This window comes from Acinetobacter endophylla (assembly GCF_053543775.1).
In genome coordinates, this window is the sequence record NZ_JBLVOM010000247.1 from 43915 (window position 1) to 60487 (window position 16573).

The 16573-nt window shown below is 44.2% G+C and carries 14 protein-coding genes and 1 pseudogene; 5 read left to right on the forward strand and 10 right to left on the reverse strand.

Features of this window, described 5'->3' with window-relative positions; all coding sequences use genetic code 11:
* Positions 1-16 precede the first annotated feature (16 nt).
* Positions 17-1087, forward strand: a complete 1071-nt coding sequence (gene alr / locus ACNPNW_RS12760) for an alanine racemase (RefSeq protein WP_085064865.1) — start codon at positions 17-19, stop codon at positions 1085-1087.
* A 47-nt stretch (positions 1088-1134) separates the two neighbouring features.
* Here alr and ACNPNW_RS12765 read toward each other — a convergent pair whose 3' ends face one another.
* The 5 genes and pseudogenes from ACNPNW_RS12765 to ACNPNW_RS12785 all read right to left on the reverse strand — a co-directional run.
* Positions 1135-1566 (reverse strand): BLUF domain-containing protein, encoded by a 432-nt coding sequence (locus tag ACNPNW_RS12765; protein WP_005106614.1) that lies wholly within the window; start codon positions 1564-1566, stop codon positions 1135-1137.
* Positions 1567-1647: 81 nt separating this feature from the next.
* Positions 1648-2382 carry a proteasome-type protease gene (locus ACNPNW_RS12770; protein WP_004278798.1) on the reverse strand — a complete coding sequence of 245 codons (735 nt, stop codon included), beginning with the start codon at positions 2380-2382 and terminating at the stop codon, positions 1648-1650.
* 13 nt (positions 2383-2395) lie between these two features.
* Positions 2396-3175 (reverse strand): transglutaminase family protein, encoded by a 780-nt coding sequence (locus ACNPNW_RS12775; protein ID WP_005252164.1) that lies wholly within the window; start codon positions 3173-3175, stop codon positions 2396-2398.
* Positions 3172-3774, reverse strand: a complete 603-nt coding sequence (locus tag ACNPNW_RS12780; RefSeq protein WP_085064864.1) for an alpha-E domain-containing protein — start codon at positions 3772-3774, stop codon at positions 3172-3174. The genes ACNPNW_RS12775 and ACNPNW_RS12780 overlap by 4 nt, the downstream gene beginning before the upstream one ends.
* Before the next feature lie 22 nt (positions 3775-3796).
* Positions 3797-5242: pseudogene (locus tag ACNPNW_RS12785) on the reverse strand (circularly permuted type 2 ATP-grasp protein); the annotation flags it as partial.
* A gap of 354 nt (positions 5243-5596) precedes the next feature.
* Between ACNPNW_RS12785 and ACNPNW_RS12790 the strand changes: the two are divergent.
* Together ACNPNW_RS12790 and ACNPNW_RS12795 are read left to right on the forward strand one after the other, a co-directional pair.
* Positions 5597-6604, forward strand: coding sequence for a helix-turn-helix transcriptional regulator (locus tag ACNPNW_RS12790; protein ID WP_243474533.1), 1008 nt, complete (start codon positions 5597-5599; stop codon positions 6602-6604).
* Positions 6605-7105: 501 nt separating this feature from the next.
* Positions 7106-8776, forward strand: a complete 1671-nt coding sequence (locus tag ACNPNW_RS12795; protein WP_004278804.1) for an FMN-binding glutamate synthase family protein — start codon at positions 7106-7108, stop codon at positions 8774-8776.
* Between the two features lie 68 nt (positions 8777-8844).
* On the opposite strand, the gene ACNPNW_RS12800 is transcribed toward ACNPNW_RS12795, so the two are convergent.
* The 4 genes from ACNPNW_RS12800 to ACNPNW_RS12815 are packed head-to-tail and all read right to left on the reverse strand — an operon-like array spanning position 8845 to position 12579.
* The gene (locus ACNPNW_RS12800; RefSeq protein ID WP_448767016.1) at positions 8845-9888 is read right to left on the reverse strand and encodes an alpha/beta hydrolase; all 1044 of its coding nucleotides are present in this window, start codon (positions 9886-9888) and stop codon (positions 8845-8847) included.
* Entirely contained in the window at positions 9888-11027 is a 1140-nt protein-coding gene (locus ACNPNW_RS12805; protein WP_085064861.1) for a YdcF family protein, read from the reverse strand. Before ACNPNW_RS12805 ends, ACNPNW_RS12800 begins: the two co-directional genes overlap by 1 nt.
* Position 11028: 1 nt before the next feature.
* Complete coding sequence (gene murB, locus ACNPNW_RS12810; RefSeq protein WP_085064860.1) at positions 11029-12069, reverse strand: UDP-N-acetylmuramate dehydrogenase; 1041 nt, start codon at positions 12067-12069, stop codon at positions 11029-11031.
* A gap of 3 nt (positions 12070-12072) precedes the next feature.
* Positions 12073-12579: a low molecular weight protein-tyrosine-phosphatase gene (locus tag ACNPNW_RS12815; protein WP_085064859.1), complete on the reverse strand. Its 507-nt coding sequence runs from the start codon at positions 12577-12579 to the stop codon at positions 12073-12075.
* Positions 12580-12699: 120 nt separating this feature from the next.
* On the opposite strand from ACNPNW_RS12815, the gene ACNPNW_RS12820 reads away from it, so the two are divergent.
* Positions 12700-13860, forward strand: coding sequence for an iron-containing alcohol dehydrogenase (locus ACNPNW_RS12820; RefSeq protein WP_121979772.1), 1161 nt, complete (start codon positions 12700-12702; stop codon positions 13858-13860).
* An 89-nt stretch (positions 13861-13949) separates the two neighbouring features.
* The gene (locus tag ACNPNW_RS12825) at positions 13950-14384 is read left to right on the forward strand and encodes an acyl-CoA thioesterase (protein ID WP_085064858.1); all 435 of its coding nucleotides are present in this window, start codon (positions 13950-13952) and stop codon (positions 14382-14384) included.
* Positions 14385-14392: 8 nt separating this feature from the next.
* Here ACNPNW_RS12825 and dnaX read toward each other — a convergent pair whose 3' ends face one another.
* Positions 14393-16525, reverse strand: coding sequence for a DNA polymerase III subunit gamma/tau (gene dnaX, locus ACNPNW_RS12830; RefSeq protein WP_085064857.1), 2133 nt, complete (start codon positions 16523-16525; stop codon positions 14393-14395).
* Positions 16526-16573: the final 48 nt, after the last annotated feature.

Consider the following 16573-nt stretch of genomic DNA (forward strand, 5'->3'; position numbering starts at 1 on the left):
CTAGGAGTAATTTAGGGTGCGCCAAGCTACAGTTTATATTGACAGCGCTGCGCTGCAATATAATTTAAACCGTGTCAAACAACTTGCCCCAACCGCGAAAATCGTCAGCATGGTGAAAGCCAATGCTTATGGACATGGAGTTAAAGACTGCTTAGCAGCCTTAAGCGAAACCGATGCCTTTGGTGTCGCCTGCCTGCAAGAAGCCTTGGAAATTCGTGAATTGGGCTATCTACAGCCAATCACGCTCATCGAAGGGATTTTTTCTGCAGATGAAATGCCAATCGTAATCGAACAAAATATTGAAGTCATTGTGCATCAACAGGCTCAAGTCGACTGGTTAATTGCACATAAAGATGCCTATATCGCCAAAGAACTTAAAGTCTGGGTCAAACTGAACAGCGGCATGAACCGCCTAGGTTTTAAGATTGATGTGATCAAAGATGTGATTCATATGCTAAAAGCCGAAGGCTTTACTTGCGTGCTTGCCATGCATTTTGCCAATGCCGATGCCGAGCATCCACTGAATGATGAACAAATCCGTCAATTCTTAGAAATTAAAAATGACTGTGCCCCACTTTTAGCCTCTTGCTGTAACTCGGCTGCAATCTATAAATATCCAGAATTGCATTTTGACTATATCCGTCCCGGGATCATGCTCTACGGCGCGACGCCTTTTGCAGACCGAGACGTACATGATCTGGATCTAAAACCGGTCATGACCTTTACCGCCGAGATTATTGCCTTGAATGAGATTCAAGCGGGTGAGCATGTCGGTTACGGTTCTACGTTCACAGCTGAACAGGACATGACTTTAGCAATTGTTTCAATTGGCTATGGTGATGGCTACCCTCGCGCTTTCCCTAAACAGAACTATGTCGCGATTAATGGCCAGCAAACTCGCGTGATCGGCCGCGTAGCGATGGATATGATCGCTATTGATGTCACAGGGTTAGAAGTGCAATTGGGCACAGAAGTCGAACTTTGGGGTAAAACCCGTCTGGTGGATGATGTGGCTGAAGCGAATGGCACGATTGGTTATGAACTATTATGCCGACTGAGCAATCGTCCACTACGCAAAATGGTCTGATCTAGTCTTCAAAGTAAAAAAAGCCCAACATAGGTTAGGCTTTTTCTTTAGGCTGACTTTTGTTCTTCGCCCTGTTCTATGCATAATTGCATTAATAAGGCATCGACATGGCTTTGCTGAAAGGCAAAAGGATTAAAGTCATCAAATCCCATTTCCCGACAGAATTGCTGGATCTGACTGCGTTTGGAAATATATTTCATGGACCAGTCCGGGAAACTTGGATATTCAATTTCCTTGGTCTCAAATAATTTAATATCCTGATGGCGAGGATCTTTATTCAGTCGCTCCACCAGCAGACTTTTTAAAGTGGGACATTCACCTTCGAGACATTGAAAAAAATGACCATCTGCGAAATACAGTACACCTGTCACTTGATGCTGGTAATTAAAATCACGAGCTTCTTTCAGGATATTCGCCAAATCTTCAAGTAAGTCAGGTTTGGGAGAAGTACTTTTACTGGCATAACAAAATTGGTACATGTGCTAACTCCTCTTTTTTTATTATACCTGATGCATAGAAGTTAACACTGTACGCGAAAAACCTGAACCCGGATAGGTTTATTATAAGAAATACTCATTAGAGGGAACCGGAAGTTCCGCCAATCCTTTTTTCAAGGTCTCTGACCATTGCCGGCTGATTGACGTGAAATACTCATCATCTTCGGCAATACGCTTGCCTCTTGGCATGATCAGACTGTCTTTTTTATAGACCAGCACATCGAGGGGCATACCAACCGATACATTGGAACGTAGGGTCGATGCAAATGAAATCAGGGAACAGCGCAAAGCTTCATCCAGCGGCATATCATAAGTCAGCGCACGATCCAGGATCGGCTTGCCATATTTACTTTCGCCAATCTGGAAATACGGCGTATCGCGTGTGGCACAGATAAAGTTCCCTTGCGGATAGACATGATAAAGCTGCATATCCTGATCTTTAAGTTGCCCCCCGACCAGCAGATTGCAATAGTAATTGCTTTGTTCCGAAATATCGCTCGTAACATTCGCAATCACTTTTTTCAGCATACTTCCAACCAGCTCAGCGACATCAAACATGGTGTGCAGACTCAAGATATTGGGTTCCTGCTTCAGTTCGAGCTGATTTTTGATATGCCCAATTACGGCTTGTGTTGTTGCCAGATTTCCGGATGCCTGTATGACGATCATACGTTCACCAGGAATACCAAAGGTATACAACTTTCGAAATACAGAAATGTGATCTACTCCGGCATTGGTCCGGGTATCACTGATAAAAAGCATACCTTGCTCTAAACGTAGTGCACAACAATACGTCATTCATTCGTCCTTATTAACATCCTAGCACTTGAACGATGGAATGCATGGATTCCACACCGCCCTTTTCTCTGACACCGCGTACCGGCGCCACATCCCAATAATCCCGTCCAATCGCCACATAAACATGCGAACTTGGAGTAAACAACAGATTACTGACATCAAAACAATACCATGTCTGGTCTACAAACACCTCTACCCAAGCGTGACTGGCCAGATGCGAAGCATTTTGTGCATATAAATAACCAGAAACATAGCGTGCAGGCAAACCTAGATATTTGCACATGGCAATAAAAATATGACTATGGTCCTGACAGACGCCCTGTCTGGACTCAAAGGCATCTATTGCAGAGCCTTGCACTGAAGTACTGTTGGAAATATAAGGCACATGCTCCAGCAAGGCCTGTGCCAGTCCAATCAAATGCTGACGGGTTAATGCAGGAACATGACGTTGTGCAAAGTCTTTCATTGCTGCATTACATTGTGTCGATTCGGTCGGCTGTAGAAAAAGATTGGGATTGATTGAATCATTCAGTCCACTCTGATGCGCAGGATTCAGTTCAACAATCCCTTGCGCCATGATAGTCAGGGAATAATAAGGCTCCCGCTGGCTACAGGTCATCCACAGATTATGAAATGCATCTTTCCGGATTTCTTTATTACCCGGCACACTGATATCCCAAGAATGAACCCGCTGATGCGCATTGCTCGAAGGCATCATTTTAATGTACTGAATACTGTTCCTCACCTCGGCCGTGTACATATAGTGCGTTTGGTGATTCACCATCAATTTCATACATCTGCCTCAAACAGTTGATGGATATGGTCGCTAAACTGATAGAACTGAATCCGGTTCGGTTCTGTACGCAACTGTTCCCAGTACTGTTCCAGATCATTCCAGCCCATTTCTACCAGAATTCTGACCACATAATCAATCTTGCACAGTGTGGTACTGGTTTCTTCACCCAGACGTAACTGGTGATCGAGCTGTTCTACACATTGCCCTAAACTGAAAAACAGAAAGATATCGGAGGATTCGGCTTCAAGAATATCTTCACATTCCGTCACCACTTCACAGATATAACCAGCATTTTTGTCTGCGGTTTTGATCAGTTTCATCAGTTCCGCATAGACTGAAGCAGACAGCACCCCTCGTAATTCCTGAATATTGTCTTTGGCCACTTTAAACTGCTGGCTAAAAGACGCCACTTGCGTAGGATCAAGTACTAGCTCATTTAGGGAACTGGCATCAAAGGCAGGTAAACAAAAGGCATGGGCATACGCCACTGCCGCTTCGTCTTCTAAAAATGGAAAGCGCGCACATAAAAAATGAGTGCGAGATAAATAACGCCCTAGCCAAAAAATATGTTGTGCATTGCTATTCAGCAAAACCATGACATTTTCCTTCTTTGGAATCTTATGAATGTAAATTGTCGACTACCCAGGTATCTTTGATACCACCACCCTGTGATGAATTCACCACCAGTGAGCCGGGCTGCATCGCCACACGGGTCAAGCCACCCTGTACGATTTCAGTACGATAAGGCGAACTTAATACAAATGGGCGTAAGTCGATATGACGTTCAGCAATACCAAAATTGGTCAAAGTCGGACTAACCGATAAGTCCAAAGTTGGCTGCGCAATATATAAATGCGGCGCAGCTAAAATTTTCTCCCTGAAAGTTTCAATTTGCTGTTTAGACGCTTGTGGTCCAATGAGCATGCCATAACCGCCCGAACCCTGCGCTTCTTTCACCACCAGCTGATCCAAATGAGCCACGACATAGTCTAATTCTTCAGAATTACGACATTGATAAGTCGGAACATTTTTTAGAATTGGCTGCTCACCCAAATAAAAACGAATCATTTTGTCGACATATGGATAAACCGATTTGTCATCTGCCACACCGGTTCCCGGCGCATTGGCAATCACGACATTATTTTGCAAATAAGCCGACATCAAGCCAGCAACACCCAAAGTGCTATCCGGTTTAAAGCATAATGGATCAAGAAACGCATCATCGACCCTTCTATAAATAACATCGACTCGTTGACGACCACGTATGGTTTTTACATAAACCTTCGAGTCATCAACAAAAAGGTCACGTGATGTTACCAATGGCACATCCATCTCCCTTGCAAGGAAGGCATGTTCATAGTACGCACTGTTAAAACGTCCTGGGGTCAGCACCACCACAAATGGCTTGTCGACGTAGGCATTTTCGATCAGGATTTCTTTCAATAATTGTGGATATTGCTCAATTCCGGCAATCTTGGACTGCTCGAATACTTTTGGCATCAGTTTTTCACTGATCTTGCGGCATTCCAGCATATAAGAAACACCAGATGGCGTTCTGAGATTATCTTCTAAGACATAAAACTCGCCCTTGGAATCACGGATCACATCGATCCCGCTAATCTGGCTATAAATCCCGCCTTTCAAGCTATGTTGATACATATGCGGCTGATAGGCTTCATGAGTTAAAATCTGCAACTCAGGAATGATATTGGCTTTTAAAATGTCCTGTTGATGATAAATATCATGTAAGAATAAATTTAGCGCCCGTACCCGTTGTGCCGAGCCTAAAGCCACCATATTCCACTGTTTCCGGTCTATGACTCGCGGAATGATATCGTAGGGAATAGTGCGTTCTACGCCTTCTTCATCGCCATAAACGGTAAAGGTAATACCTTGATTTAAAAAATGTTCTTTTGCTACCTGATTCAGTGCATTGAGTTCATCCAGCGTATGTTGAGATAACCATTCTTCCAGTCTTTGACCTGCCTGACTGGACAGCACATGTTCATCCTGCATTTCATTAAAGAACTTTGAAGATAACTGCTGCAGTAAAAGTTGTGGGTTTGTTGTAGTAGATACCGCTGTAGTTTTAGTGTCTATAAAATTTTTTCCAATATTCTGGGAACTAAATTTATCAATTGTTTCAATCACATTTGTATCCTGATTTCCTTTAAGCATACAAACCCTCGTATTATCATCTATTATAATTAAATCAAAGCAATATCCATGCCATGACATCTGCATTTCAATTACCATTAATCTAATAAATGCCCAATGAACTCAATGCTATTTTCGACCAAGTTATTTTAGAATTGTAGGACAAATGTTGCACAGAGGGACTTGCGAAAAAATGAGAGTTTTTTTATTGTGTTAAGCTAAGCCTAAATCCCCTCTTCTTTATTGCCAGCAAAATAAATTATGTCAGCACAAGAAAAAGAAACTTCAAACAGTCTGTATCGCCAATGGCAAATTTTGTCGCGTCTTTCTACCGGCAAATGGATGGGAACACGTGAATTACAGGAAATCCTGAATCGCGAAGGCATTGATATCAGTCTACGTACCATTCAGCGTGACCTGAATCAGATTGCGCAACGCTTTCCAATTGAAAGCAGTAAAACCACGCCGCAAGGCTGGCGTTGGCGTTCAGATGCGCCGCTGCAAAGTTTGCCGCATATGACCAGCTCGCAAGCGGTCACTTTCATGATGGTCGAAGAACATTTAAAACATCTGCTGCCACCGAGCCTGATCGAGGAAATGAATCCGTGGTTTGATCTGGCACGACGCAGTCTTTCTTCCCAGAACAATGTCCGGCAATGGATTAACCGCGTACGCATTGTTCCGGCTACCCAACCCCTGATTCCACCTGTGGTAGATAAGGCTGCGCAGCAAGCGGTGTATGAAGGTCTGTTACAGGACAAACAGCTGGAATGTGTGTATCAGGGCCGCGGTCATAATAGCGAAGAAAAAACCTATATTCTCAATCCTCTGGCATTGGTACAAAAAGGGTCAATCATCTATCTGGTGTGTACCCGTCATGACAAGTCCGATATCCAGACCTTTGCCCTGCACCGCTTTAAATCGGCCGTCGTGCTGAATTCACGTGCCTTGCATCCGGTCAATTTCGATATTGATGAGTATATTGATTCTGGTGCGCTGGGCTTCCGGGTGGACTTCAACCACCCTACTGAAAATGTCACGCTAAAACTCAGGATGTCGGAATCGGATGCACATTACTTTGAGGAAAGCCAGCTCAGCAAAGACCAGAAAATTGAAAAAATGGAAGATGGCATGTCGCTGATCACTGCTACCGTGCCATTTACCTCACAACTGGTCTGGTGGTTACGCAGCTTTGGTAAAAAGATTAAACATATTGAACCGAGTATTGTAGCCAGTGCAGTCGATCAAGTGGATGAGGAAAACCCTTAACCACTCAGGCTTCATCCAGATTCTTTTAGGTATTCCAGAATAAAAAAATCCCCAAATTGGGGACTGGAGAATTATGCTTATATTTTTGTTCTTGTTGTGGTGATCTGCCGCTGTGCCAAGCTGCTTTTCTTTGATACCCCGAAATGCAACTTGGATGAAACATCAATATTTAAAAATGACTGAGACATGAGCAAGCCAGCTCAGCATTATTAAAGCGAATGGATTTTTTGGTCATAGTTTAAGACTCCTATGTAGTGAATAAACCGACTATAAAGTCATCTGTCTTAATTGTGAAATAAATAGAATGCATGTCTTTTGCAGATTTTTTCTATAGTACTTTTTCCGCAAAATTTATCTGTAATCGCTGCTGATTCATTGCCTGGCTTAATAGTATTTCTGGCAAGTCTATAAAATCGAATAACAATTCTCTGCTTGTATAAGATACCTCGCTTTGCACATCATAAAGCCTTATAGAAGTAGAAATAGGGACTTAATTTTACAATGGCTAACCCTGCTCAATTAGTACGTCACAAGCTGCTCAATACTTTCTTTTCCCGCCATTCGGTCTGGTTTGCCTGCATTCTGATTGCAGTGATTTTTACTACATTTCATATCGGTTATTCACCGCGTTATATCTATTATTTTATGCCGCAAACGTTAGTGAATACCCTATGGATCCTGAGCATTCTGCTGAGTTTGCTGGGTTTGTATGATGTACTACAAAATAAGCATTCCATTCTGAAAAATTATCCCATTATGGGACATTTCCGCTTTATCTTTGAGGAATTCCGTCCCGAGATTCGTCAGTATTTTATTGAAGCCGACCGGGACGCACTGCCTTTTTCCCGTATGCAGCGCAGTCTGGTGTATCAGCGGGCAAAAAATGAAAATTCTGATAAACCTTTCGGTTCGATCCTGAATGTCTATGAAGATAATTACCGTTTTGTTAGTCATTCCATCACGCCCTGCAAAGTTGCCGATCCGCAGACTTTTCGCATCCTGATTGGAAATGAGCAATGTACCCAGCCCTTTTCAGCTTCTATTTTAAATATTTCAGCCATGAGCTTTGGCAGCATGAGTGCCAATGCAATAAGAGCCCTTAATCTCGGCGCTAAAAAAGGTGATTTTTTCCATGATACAGGCGAAGGCAGTATCAGCCCCTACCATCTGGAATATGGCGGTGATCTGGTCTGGGAAATTGGCAGTGGTTATTTTGGCTGCCGTACTTTAGATGGGCAATTTGATCCGGAACGTTTTGCTGCACAAGCCAAATTACCCCAAGTGAAGATGATTGAAATCAAGCTTTCGCAAGGCGCAAAACCTGGCCACGGCGGTATTTTACCTAAAAGTAAAATTTCGGAAGAAATTGCCCAAATTCGAGGCATCAGCCGTGATCATGATTGTGTTTCACCTTCGAGTCATCCGGCATTTAGCACACCGATTGAAATGATGCATTTCATACAAAAATTACGTGAACTTTCCAACGGAAAACCGGTCGGATTTAAGCTATGTCTGGGCCAGCCGTGGCAGTTTATGAGCATGGTCAAAGCCATGTTACATACCCAGATTTATCCGGATTTTATTGTGGTTGATGGCTCTGAAGGTGGAACCGGAGCTGCACCCATTGAATTAATTGACTATGTCGGTGCGCCTTTAAGAGAAGGTTTACTGTTTGTACACAACACCCTTGTTGGTGCAGGTTTGAGAGATAAGATCAAAATTGGTGCAAGTGGTAAAATAATTAGTGCATTCGATATTGCCAGCACGCTTGCCATTGGTGCGGATTGGGTGAACTCTGCCCGTGGTTTTATGTTTGCAGTGGGCTGTATTCAGGCACAAAGTTGTCATACCAATCAATGCCCTGTCGGAGTCACCACCCAAGACAAAGATCGCCAGAAAGCCTTACATGTGCCGACCAAGGCCGAACGGGTGTTTCATTTTCATAAAAACACCTTACATGCCCTGTCTGAACTAATAGCTTCCGCAGGTCTCAAACACCCTTCCGCTATTAAGGCGCATCATCTGGCACAACGCGTGAATAATCACGAAATAAAGAACTTTGCGCAGATTCATTTTTGGCTCAAAGAAGGTGAATTATTGTCCTGTGAAAATAAGGATGAGGAGAACTTCTACTTCCGGATGTGGAATTTGGCCCAATTAGAAAAATTTTAAATCAATAGCATTAGAACTAAAAAAGGCGTTTTCATAAACGCCTTTTTAAATATTAAATTTTCAATCTATTAATAATAAGTTTTGCTGCCGTGTGCATGCAGAAAGGCAGGAATCAAACCCGTCAATGCAGCACGAATATCAGCACGCTCATTGATTAACTGATGCGAACCCTCTTCTAGCATAAGCAAAGTCTGGAGTCTGAATTTACGTCGGATAAATTCGATATTATAACGCCAGTCCACAGTCTGATCCTGTGCACCCTGTGCTAGCCAGACTGGAATACGACAAGCCGGACGCGCTTCCATTTCCAGCATCCAGCGTGACATCGCTAAAATCCAGTCCATGCCCATCATTCGCGGTTGTAATGGATCTTTAAGCCGGATAAAACGCAGAAACTCCGGATTATGATTATTGCGTCTGAAATGCCGGGGAACTTCACGTTTGATTCGGCTAATAATGCCCAATCCGACCGAATTATGCCACCAGGCAGTTTTGGCGGGACGAATCAATGGTGATAACAATAAGACTCGTTCAACAAAAGGATTTTCACGACGCTGTGCAAACTCCAGTAAATGGTGCATCCAGATCGCACCGCCGGTACTCTGCCCGATGCCAACCCAAGGTTTCGGTAATTGTGAGGCATGTTGCACATAACGATGTACGGCATGCAAAACCTGCTGATAATGATCAAAATTCTGAATGCTGGCAGGTGAACCATCACTCAGACCATGTCCAGGCAGATCATAGGTCAACACACTAAAACCCTGTTCTAAAAGCTCTTTGACAATGGGCTGATAAATGCCGCTATGTTCCAGATAACCATGCAACAGAAAAGCAGTTCCCTGAATCTTGTCAAAGCGGGTATTTTCCAGATTCGGTTCAAACACCTGTACATGCAACTTGAATAATGGCATCTGTACATAGCCCTGCCAGTGTTTGCAGTCCAGTAAATCAAAACCATAAAGCTTTCGATAGGACTGCAGATCAATCGGCGGTTCATCACTACGATTCAGGTTTAAAGGTGGCAAGAGTTGAGGCGTAACATCCCGACTCGGAATGGGTAAATCCAGCTGTTTCAGAATGGTGGGATTTAAAAATGGGATATCAGACATTATGGCACCTCCCGACAGTCACTGGATCCAAACCACATATCGCGCATGGTCGCCAACATTTCATAATTGGCACGACGACTGTGATCATAATTTTGTGCACTTGGACGCCATCGTGTCAATGGCGTTGGCATCGGCGCTTCTACCGGAATGGTTTGTATGCCATTTAACGCAAATAAACGGCGGGTACGCGGCATATGATAACGATCCGTAATCAGAATCACTGTAGGCGCTCCACCTTTCTTTTGTAATAATAATGAACTGAATCGGGTATTTTCACAGGTGTTCATGCTGCGATCTTCCAGTAATTTAGCATCGACACCATGATTTTTTAACCAGCGCTGCATATATGGCGCTTCGACCCCACTCAGAACAATCGGCAACTGGTAATGTTTCTCTACTGCCAGCGTGGTTTCCAGCCGTAGTCGCGTATAGTTATTGACGACAATTTCTTTGCTCTGTTCATCCTGAGTTAAGCCACCACCCAATACCACAATGGCATAAGGCTGAGAGCTATTGACGGGTTTAGCCTGCTGTTGCTCTTGTAATAAAGCCAAGTCCTGCTGGATTTCCTCTCCATCAGTTTCCTGTACCGAACTGGCTTCCCCTTGTTCCAGCGGATGCGTCGTCAGAAACTCCATATATTGCTCAATACGTTCCTTGTTTTCACTACTGTCCCACTCCAGTAATTCCCGGACATTGGCTGTCGGATCGACTGGTTCTGCATCTTCCTGCGAGGACAATAACGGCACCTGAGCAGGTGGACTTTGCTCTGTTTTTTGATCTTGCTGCTCGCGTTGATATTCTTCAATCACCTGCTGCAGTGCTTTATAACGTGCCTGGATCAGCATCAGGTTGGCCGAGTTATTTTGCTGGATATCCTGTTCCATGACCTTTAAATATGCCTGACGGGCAATCCACAAATCAGAGCCAGGTTCCAGATTTTCATGTTCACTAAGCGCTGCCATTTTCTGGCTTTGGGCCGCGACTTCATTTAGCTCTAAGGAGACAAACTGGTTTAAGCCCTTGACGATCATTTTTGAGTAAAAAGGCGTATAAACTAACACCAGTAGACAGCCGCATAGCACAAACAGTCCAGTAACTATTTGTAGCAAACGTACCATCCAATGGGTGTTTTTCATGTTATTCCTCTTCCTGATGAGAACGGATCAAGCCATTTTTATCGAACAATACAGGTTCAGGTTCCAGCATTAGATTGAATTTTTCCCAAACTGATTGCTGTACCGCACGATACGTTTTACGGACATCGGTGAGAGAGGCTTGACCATAATTCACCAAGACCAGCGCCTGTCTATGAAACATGCCGACAGGCCCCAACTGTTTGCCTTTCCAGCCCGCCTGATCAATTAACCAGCCTGCTGCAAGTTTAACTTGCGTATTGGCTTGCTGGTAATGGGGTAAATTCGGGAAAGATGCAGCAATTCGGTCAAAGACCGCCTGACCAACTACAGGATTTTTAAAGAAGCTGCCCACATTGGGAAATTCTTGCGGATCAGGCAATTTACTCTGACGAATCTGAATGACTTGTTGCTGCAGGTTTTCTGCTGTGAGCTGATCACCGACCGCAGTCTTCAGATCACCATAATTCAGTTTCAACTCTGGCTGTTTAAGTAATCTAAAAGTCACATGGGTAATCACATAACGGTTAGGACCATCTTTAAAAATACTATGCCGATAGGCAAACTGGCAATCTGCTGCCTGAATCGAAGCAAACTGTTTCAACTGACGGTCATAGACCTCAACAGAATCGATGAATTCTCCGACTTCAACGCCATAAGCGCCAATATTCTGTACTGGCGAAGCACCGACACGTCCCGGAATTAAAGCCAGATTCTGTAGGCCATATAAACTTTGTGCCGTAGTCCAGAGCACGAAGTCATGCCAGCCCTGTCCGCCACCCACACGTAAACATTGCGACTGATCATCAGCATCCAGCATCTCTATACCCTGAATATCCATATGCAGAACCAGTGCATCAATCTGCTCCGGCAACAACATATTGCTGCCGCCTGATAGGATCAGTACATTGAGTTGTTGCTGTTCAGCAAAATCCAGTGCAGCCAATAGATCAGTGGTGGACTGAATATGGGCATAGTATGAAGCAACTGCTTCTAAATTTAAGGTATTAAAAGGTTTAAGTTGAACCTGGGTTTGAATCTGCATTGCTTAAACCTTGTGTAAATTCTGTTTAAAAATCTCAATCCAGGCCTGGCTGCTGGACTCACACTGATCAAGCACCCGTTCAAAGCCATCCGCTTCGCCATAATAGGGATCGGGTAAAGCCTGTTTTGGATAGATCTGATCATGCTCACTCATCAGTGCCACGCGTGCACGTACATGACCAAACCGAGTTTCTGCCAGACGCTGTATGTTCTGGATATTGGATAAATTCTCCAGATCCATCGCCAGAATCAGATCATAATCAATAAAATCATGCGGAGTCAGCTGACGCGCCCGCAAGCCAGAAAGATCGTAACCACGTTTCAGTGCGTGCTTTTGGCTACGCAAGTCTGGAGCCTTGCCCGGATGATAATTACTGGTTCCGGCAGAGTCGACCACAATGTTCAGTTGCTGTTCATCACAATAATGTCTGAGTACAACTTCTGCCGTGGGAGAGCGGCAAATATTTCCCAAACAAACACATAACACCTTGTATGGCGTTCTGGATGACATAAACAACCTCAGAGCTACTTTATTTTAAGGATTCTTATGTTAAGTTATTTATATACTGATTCCTATCTTACAACCATAGAATAATCTCGTATTTGCAATAAAAAAATCAAGGATATCGCCATGAATCGTTTTCAGTTTCAAACCGTCCCCAATATCATTGCCGGACTAGGCACGATTCAGGAATTATTTAAAATCCTAAAAAATGGCCGCTATCGACGTCTTCTGCTGGTGACCGATCCCGGCATGCTGAAGCAGCAATTACATCTGCCGATTCTGGATATTATTGAATCTGCCGGTCTGGATTACGTGATTTACTCGGATGTTCAGGCTGATCCACCCGATACCGTGGTACTTGAAGCGGCGGCTTTTGCAAAACAGGAAAATATTGATGTGATCCTGGGCTTTGGTGGTGGCAGCTCAATGGATGTGGCCAAACTAATCGCGATTCTGGCACATCCTGAGCAGCATCAGACATTGTCCGATTTGTATGGCGTTGATAATGCCACCGGGCCACGTTTATCTTTAATTTTGGTACCTACCACTGCCGGAACAGGCTCCGAAGTAACGCCGATTTCGATTGTCACCACAGGTGAAACGACCAAAACTGGCATTGTCGCGCCCATTCTCTTTGCAGATATTGCCATTCTGGATGCAACCTTTACCCAAAATCTTCCGGCACAGATCACTGCCGCCACCGGCATTGATGCCATGGTGCATGCCATTGAAGCCTATACCTCAAAACACAAGAAAAACCCTTATTCGGATATGCTGGCCAAACAGGCTTTAAGATTACTGAATGCCAATCTGCCGCGCGTACTGCAAGACGGATATGATTTAGATGCGCGTCAAAATATGCTGGTCGGTTCCATGCTGGCTGGACAAGCTTTTGCCAATGCACCGGTCGCTGCCGTACATGCGCTGGCTTATCCGCTTGGTGGCCATTTTCACCTGTCACACGGGCATAGCAATGCGCTGGTTCTAACTGAAGTATTAAAGTTTAATGCGCCAGCGGCTAAACAGCTCTATGCGGAATTAATGACCTGGCTGGATCCCCGCAGTAAAGGTTGTCATGATGGCCTGACCGATCTATTTATTGATCATTTTAATAATCATCTGATGCAAAGCGGTTTAACTTTAAAACTAAATCAGTTGAATGTTCCAGAACATATGCTGCAGGTCATGGCAGAAGATGCGATGCAACAAAGCCGGCTGTTGCAAAATAATCCACGTGAACTCAAGGTGGAGGATGCTTTTCAGATTTATCAGGCGATCTATGCCTAGACCAATTTCTACCTAAGCCTGAATAGCTGAGGATTTAATAATCTAGACCAATTTCTACCTAAGCCTGAATAGCTGAGGATTTAATAATAATGAAAGCTACGATCAAACAGCGTGAACACTATACTTTTTTCCTGCCCATTCAAACCCGATGGGCAGACAATGATCTGTACGGCCATGTCAACAATGTGACTTATTATAGTTATTTTGATACCGCAGCCAATGCCCTGCTGATTCAGGAAGCTGATTTTGATCCTAAATATTCCCCGATGATTGGGCTGGTGGTCAACTCCAACTGTCAGTTCAATCAGGAACTGTCTTATCCGGAAATCATTGAAGTGGGCGTGGCGATTGAAAGCATGGGAAATTCATCGCTCAGCTATGATCTGGCTATTTTTAAACGCAACTCAGATACAGCCGCTGCGCAAGGCAATTTTGTTCATGTATTTGTCGATCGTGAGACACGAAAAAGCACCCCGATTCCAGTCGAAATGCGGGATGCTTTATCTCGATTTGTTGTGACTTAAAATCCAGCCTATTTCAGCTGAATATTTTGCAGTTCACCGTCAAACTGCTGTAACAGATCGCGTACTGCCGGTTCAGCATGTAACAATTCTTCGGCACGTTTAAAGGCACGTGCCTTACGCTGATGCTGCATGGTATATGGCGTTAACTGATCCACATTTTCAAATTTCACCTGGAAGTTAGTTTGCGGCCATTGCTGTTGCAAAGCAGCTTCCAGATGATGTTGCAACTGGGTCAACAACTGCTGGTACTGTTCAGGAATATGGAAAACGGATTCACCATTAATCTGGCCAGTCATGACGCCATATTGCGCCAGTTCCTGTACCGCCGGAGAAAGCTGGCTATTACGGAACCAGTATTCCCACTTTTCTACGCTCCACTCACCGTCTAAGGCTTGCTCAGGAATTTTTAAAATATCCTGTGGCATCAGATTCTGCGTATTTACATCTTGGAAAATCCCTTCCGGCAAAGCTGTCTGTGCGACTGGCTGAACCGGAGCTGTATTTTCAAGAGCAGGCTGAGCAATCGATTCCTGTGAAAGTTCTAATTCCGGTGCAGCAAGACTAAATTCCTCATTAGCAGACATGATGTCTTGTGCTGGCTCAGCAGGAATGACAGCATCTGCAGGAATAAACTCTTCAAGCAGAAAATCATCCGAGCTGCTGCTTGTAGCCGCTATTTCTGTGGTGCTCTCAATTTCATCAAAACCAAATAGGCCTTTGTCGTCATTTGGATCAAAAACAATTTGATCACCAGACTGCACTTCTTCAATCGCTGTCTGAGCAATTACTGCCTGAACAGGCTCAGAGGCATTGATGTTGGTTGGCTCTTCCTCATCCAAAAAATCATCCGAAGAAGGTTCAGACGCTGATGCGACATCAATCTCCTCATCCGACTCATCGTCCAGAGAAAAATCATCAAATACCGGTTCTGCCTCCAATGATTGTGTTTCTACTGATTCAGATTGAAGTTTTGTCTGAACAGGTTGCTGTAGGCGTGTTGTATGGGTGGCTGCCTGTTGCGGTGCAGTCTCCTGCATCACTAGAGTTTCACTTGGTTGTAATGGACGGAAAGCCAGCAAACGTAGCACCGTCATTTCAAAGCCTTGTTCTTGCGTAACTGCCAGCTGTAAATCGGCACGCCCTTTGCAGGCAATTTGATAATACAGTTGCAGGTCCTGTGCTGAGATTAGAGCCGATAACTGCATGATCTTTCGATTGATCTCGGCACTATATTTCAGGCTTAAATCTGGTAAATATTGTAATAAGGCCAGTTCATGCAGTGTCGAAATTAGCTGGTCTAGCACCAGTGACACATCCAGAGCTTGCTGACGGAACTGTAGTAATAACTGACTGACCTGCGCTTTCTGGTTCTGATGAATCGCCAGAATCAGGTCATAAATAATGGTACGGTCAATCAGACCGAGCATGTCTTTGACATCCTGATGCTGGATTGCACCCTGACCATAGGCAATCGCCTGATCAGTTAAGGACAAGGCATCACGCAGAGAACCTTGTGCAGATTCAGCAATCTGCCAGATCGCATCCTGATCAGACTGAATACTTTCTTTGCTAAGAATATGGCCTAGATGTTCGGTAATTTCATCAACTGCCAATGGGCGCAAGGTAAATTGCAAGCAACGTGAAATGACAGTAATCGGCAGTTTTTGCGGATCAGTGGTTGCGAACAGAAATTTGACGTGTTCCGGTGGTTCTTCCAGCGTCTTTAACAGCGCATTAAAAGAATGCGTGGAGAGCATGTGCACTTCATCGATCAGGTAGACCTTGAAGCGACCTTGAGTCGGTGCATAAGGCACATTGTCGAGCAGCTCGCGGGTATCTTCCACTTTGGTGCGTGATGCCGCATCGATTTCGATTAAATCAATAAAACGGCCTTCATTGACTGCGGTACAGGTCGGACACACCTCGCAAGGCGTCGAAGTAATACCGGTCTCGCAGTTCAAGCACTTCGCCAAAATACGTGCAATCGTGGTTTTTCCGACACCACGTGTTCCTGTAAACAAATAGGCATGATGCAAACGACCACGTTCGAGCGCACTGGTTAAAGCACGTGATACATGGTTTTGGCCCACCAATTCATTAAAATTACGAGGACGGTATTTTCGCGCAAGTACTTGATACATGTATGCTCCTTTTTACAGGTCTAAGCATACTGTTTTTTTATAAAATAG

What these genes read in the sequence shown, in the direction of transcription:
- ACNPNW_RS12825 (WP_085064858.1), top strand. Translation starts at nt 13,950, where the DNA reads ATGAAAGCTACGATCAAACAGCGTGAACACTATACTTTTTTCCTGCCC.
- ACNPNW_RS12795 (WP_004278804.1), top strand. Translation starts at nt 7,106, where the DNA reads ATGGCTAACCCTGCTCAATTAGTACGTCACAAGCTGCTCAATACTTTC.
- ACNPNW_RS12805 (WP_085064861.1), bottom strand. Translation starts at nt 11,027, where the DNA reads ATGAAAAACACCCATTGGATGGTACGTTTGCTACAAATAGTTACTGGA.
- ACNPNW_RS12765 (WP_005106614.1), bottom strand. Translation starts at nt 1,566, where the DNA reads ATGTACCAATTTTGTTATGCCAGTAAAAGTACTTCTCCCAAACCTGAC.
- ACNPNW_RS12780 (WP_085064864.1), bottom strand. Translation starts at nt 3,774, where the DNA reads ATGGTTTTGCTGAATAGCAATGCACAACATATTTTTTGGCTAGGGCGT.
- ACNPNW_RS12800 (WP_448767016.1), bottom strand. Translation starts at nt 9,888, where the DNA reads ATGTCTGATATCCCATTTTTAAATCCCACCATTCTGAAACAGCTGGAT.
- ACNPNW_RS12770 (WP_004278798.1), bottom strand. Translation starts at nt 2,382, where the DNA reads ATGACGTATTGTTGTGCACTACGTTTAGAGCAAGGTATGCTTTTTATC.
- ACNPNW_RS12815 (WP_085064859.1), bottom strand. Translation starts at nt 12,579, where the DNA reads ATGTCATCCAGAACGCCATACAAGGTGTTATGTGTTTGTTTGGGAAAT.
- murB (WP_085064860.1), bottom strand. Translation starts at nt 12,069, where the DNA reads ATGCAGATTCAAACCCAGGTTCAACTTAAACCTTTTAATACCTTAAAT.
- ACNPNW_RS12775 (WP_005252164.1), bottom strand. Translation starts at nt 3,175, where the DNA reads ATGAAATTGATGGTGAATCACCAAACGCACTATATGTACACGGCCGAG.
- ACNPNW_RS12820 (WP_121979772.1), top strand. Translation starts at nt 12,700, where the DNA reads ATGAATCGTTTTCAGTTTCAAACCGTCCCCAATATCATTGCCGGACTA.
- ACNPNW_RS12790 (WP_243474533.1), top strand. Translation starts at nt 5,597, where the DNA reads ATGTCAGCACAAGAAAAAGAAACTTCAAACAGTCTGTATCGCCAATGG.
- dnaX (WP_085064857.1), bottom strand. Translation starts at nt 16,525, where the DNA reads ATGTATCAAGTACTTGCGCGAAAATACCGTCCTCGTAATTTTAATGAA.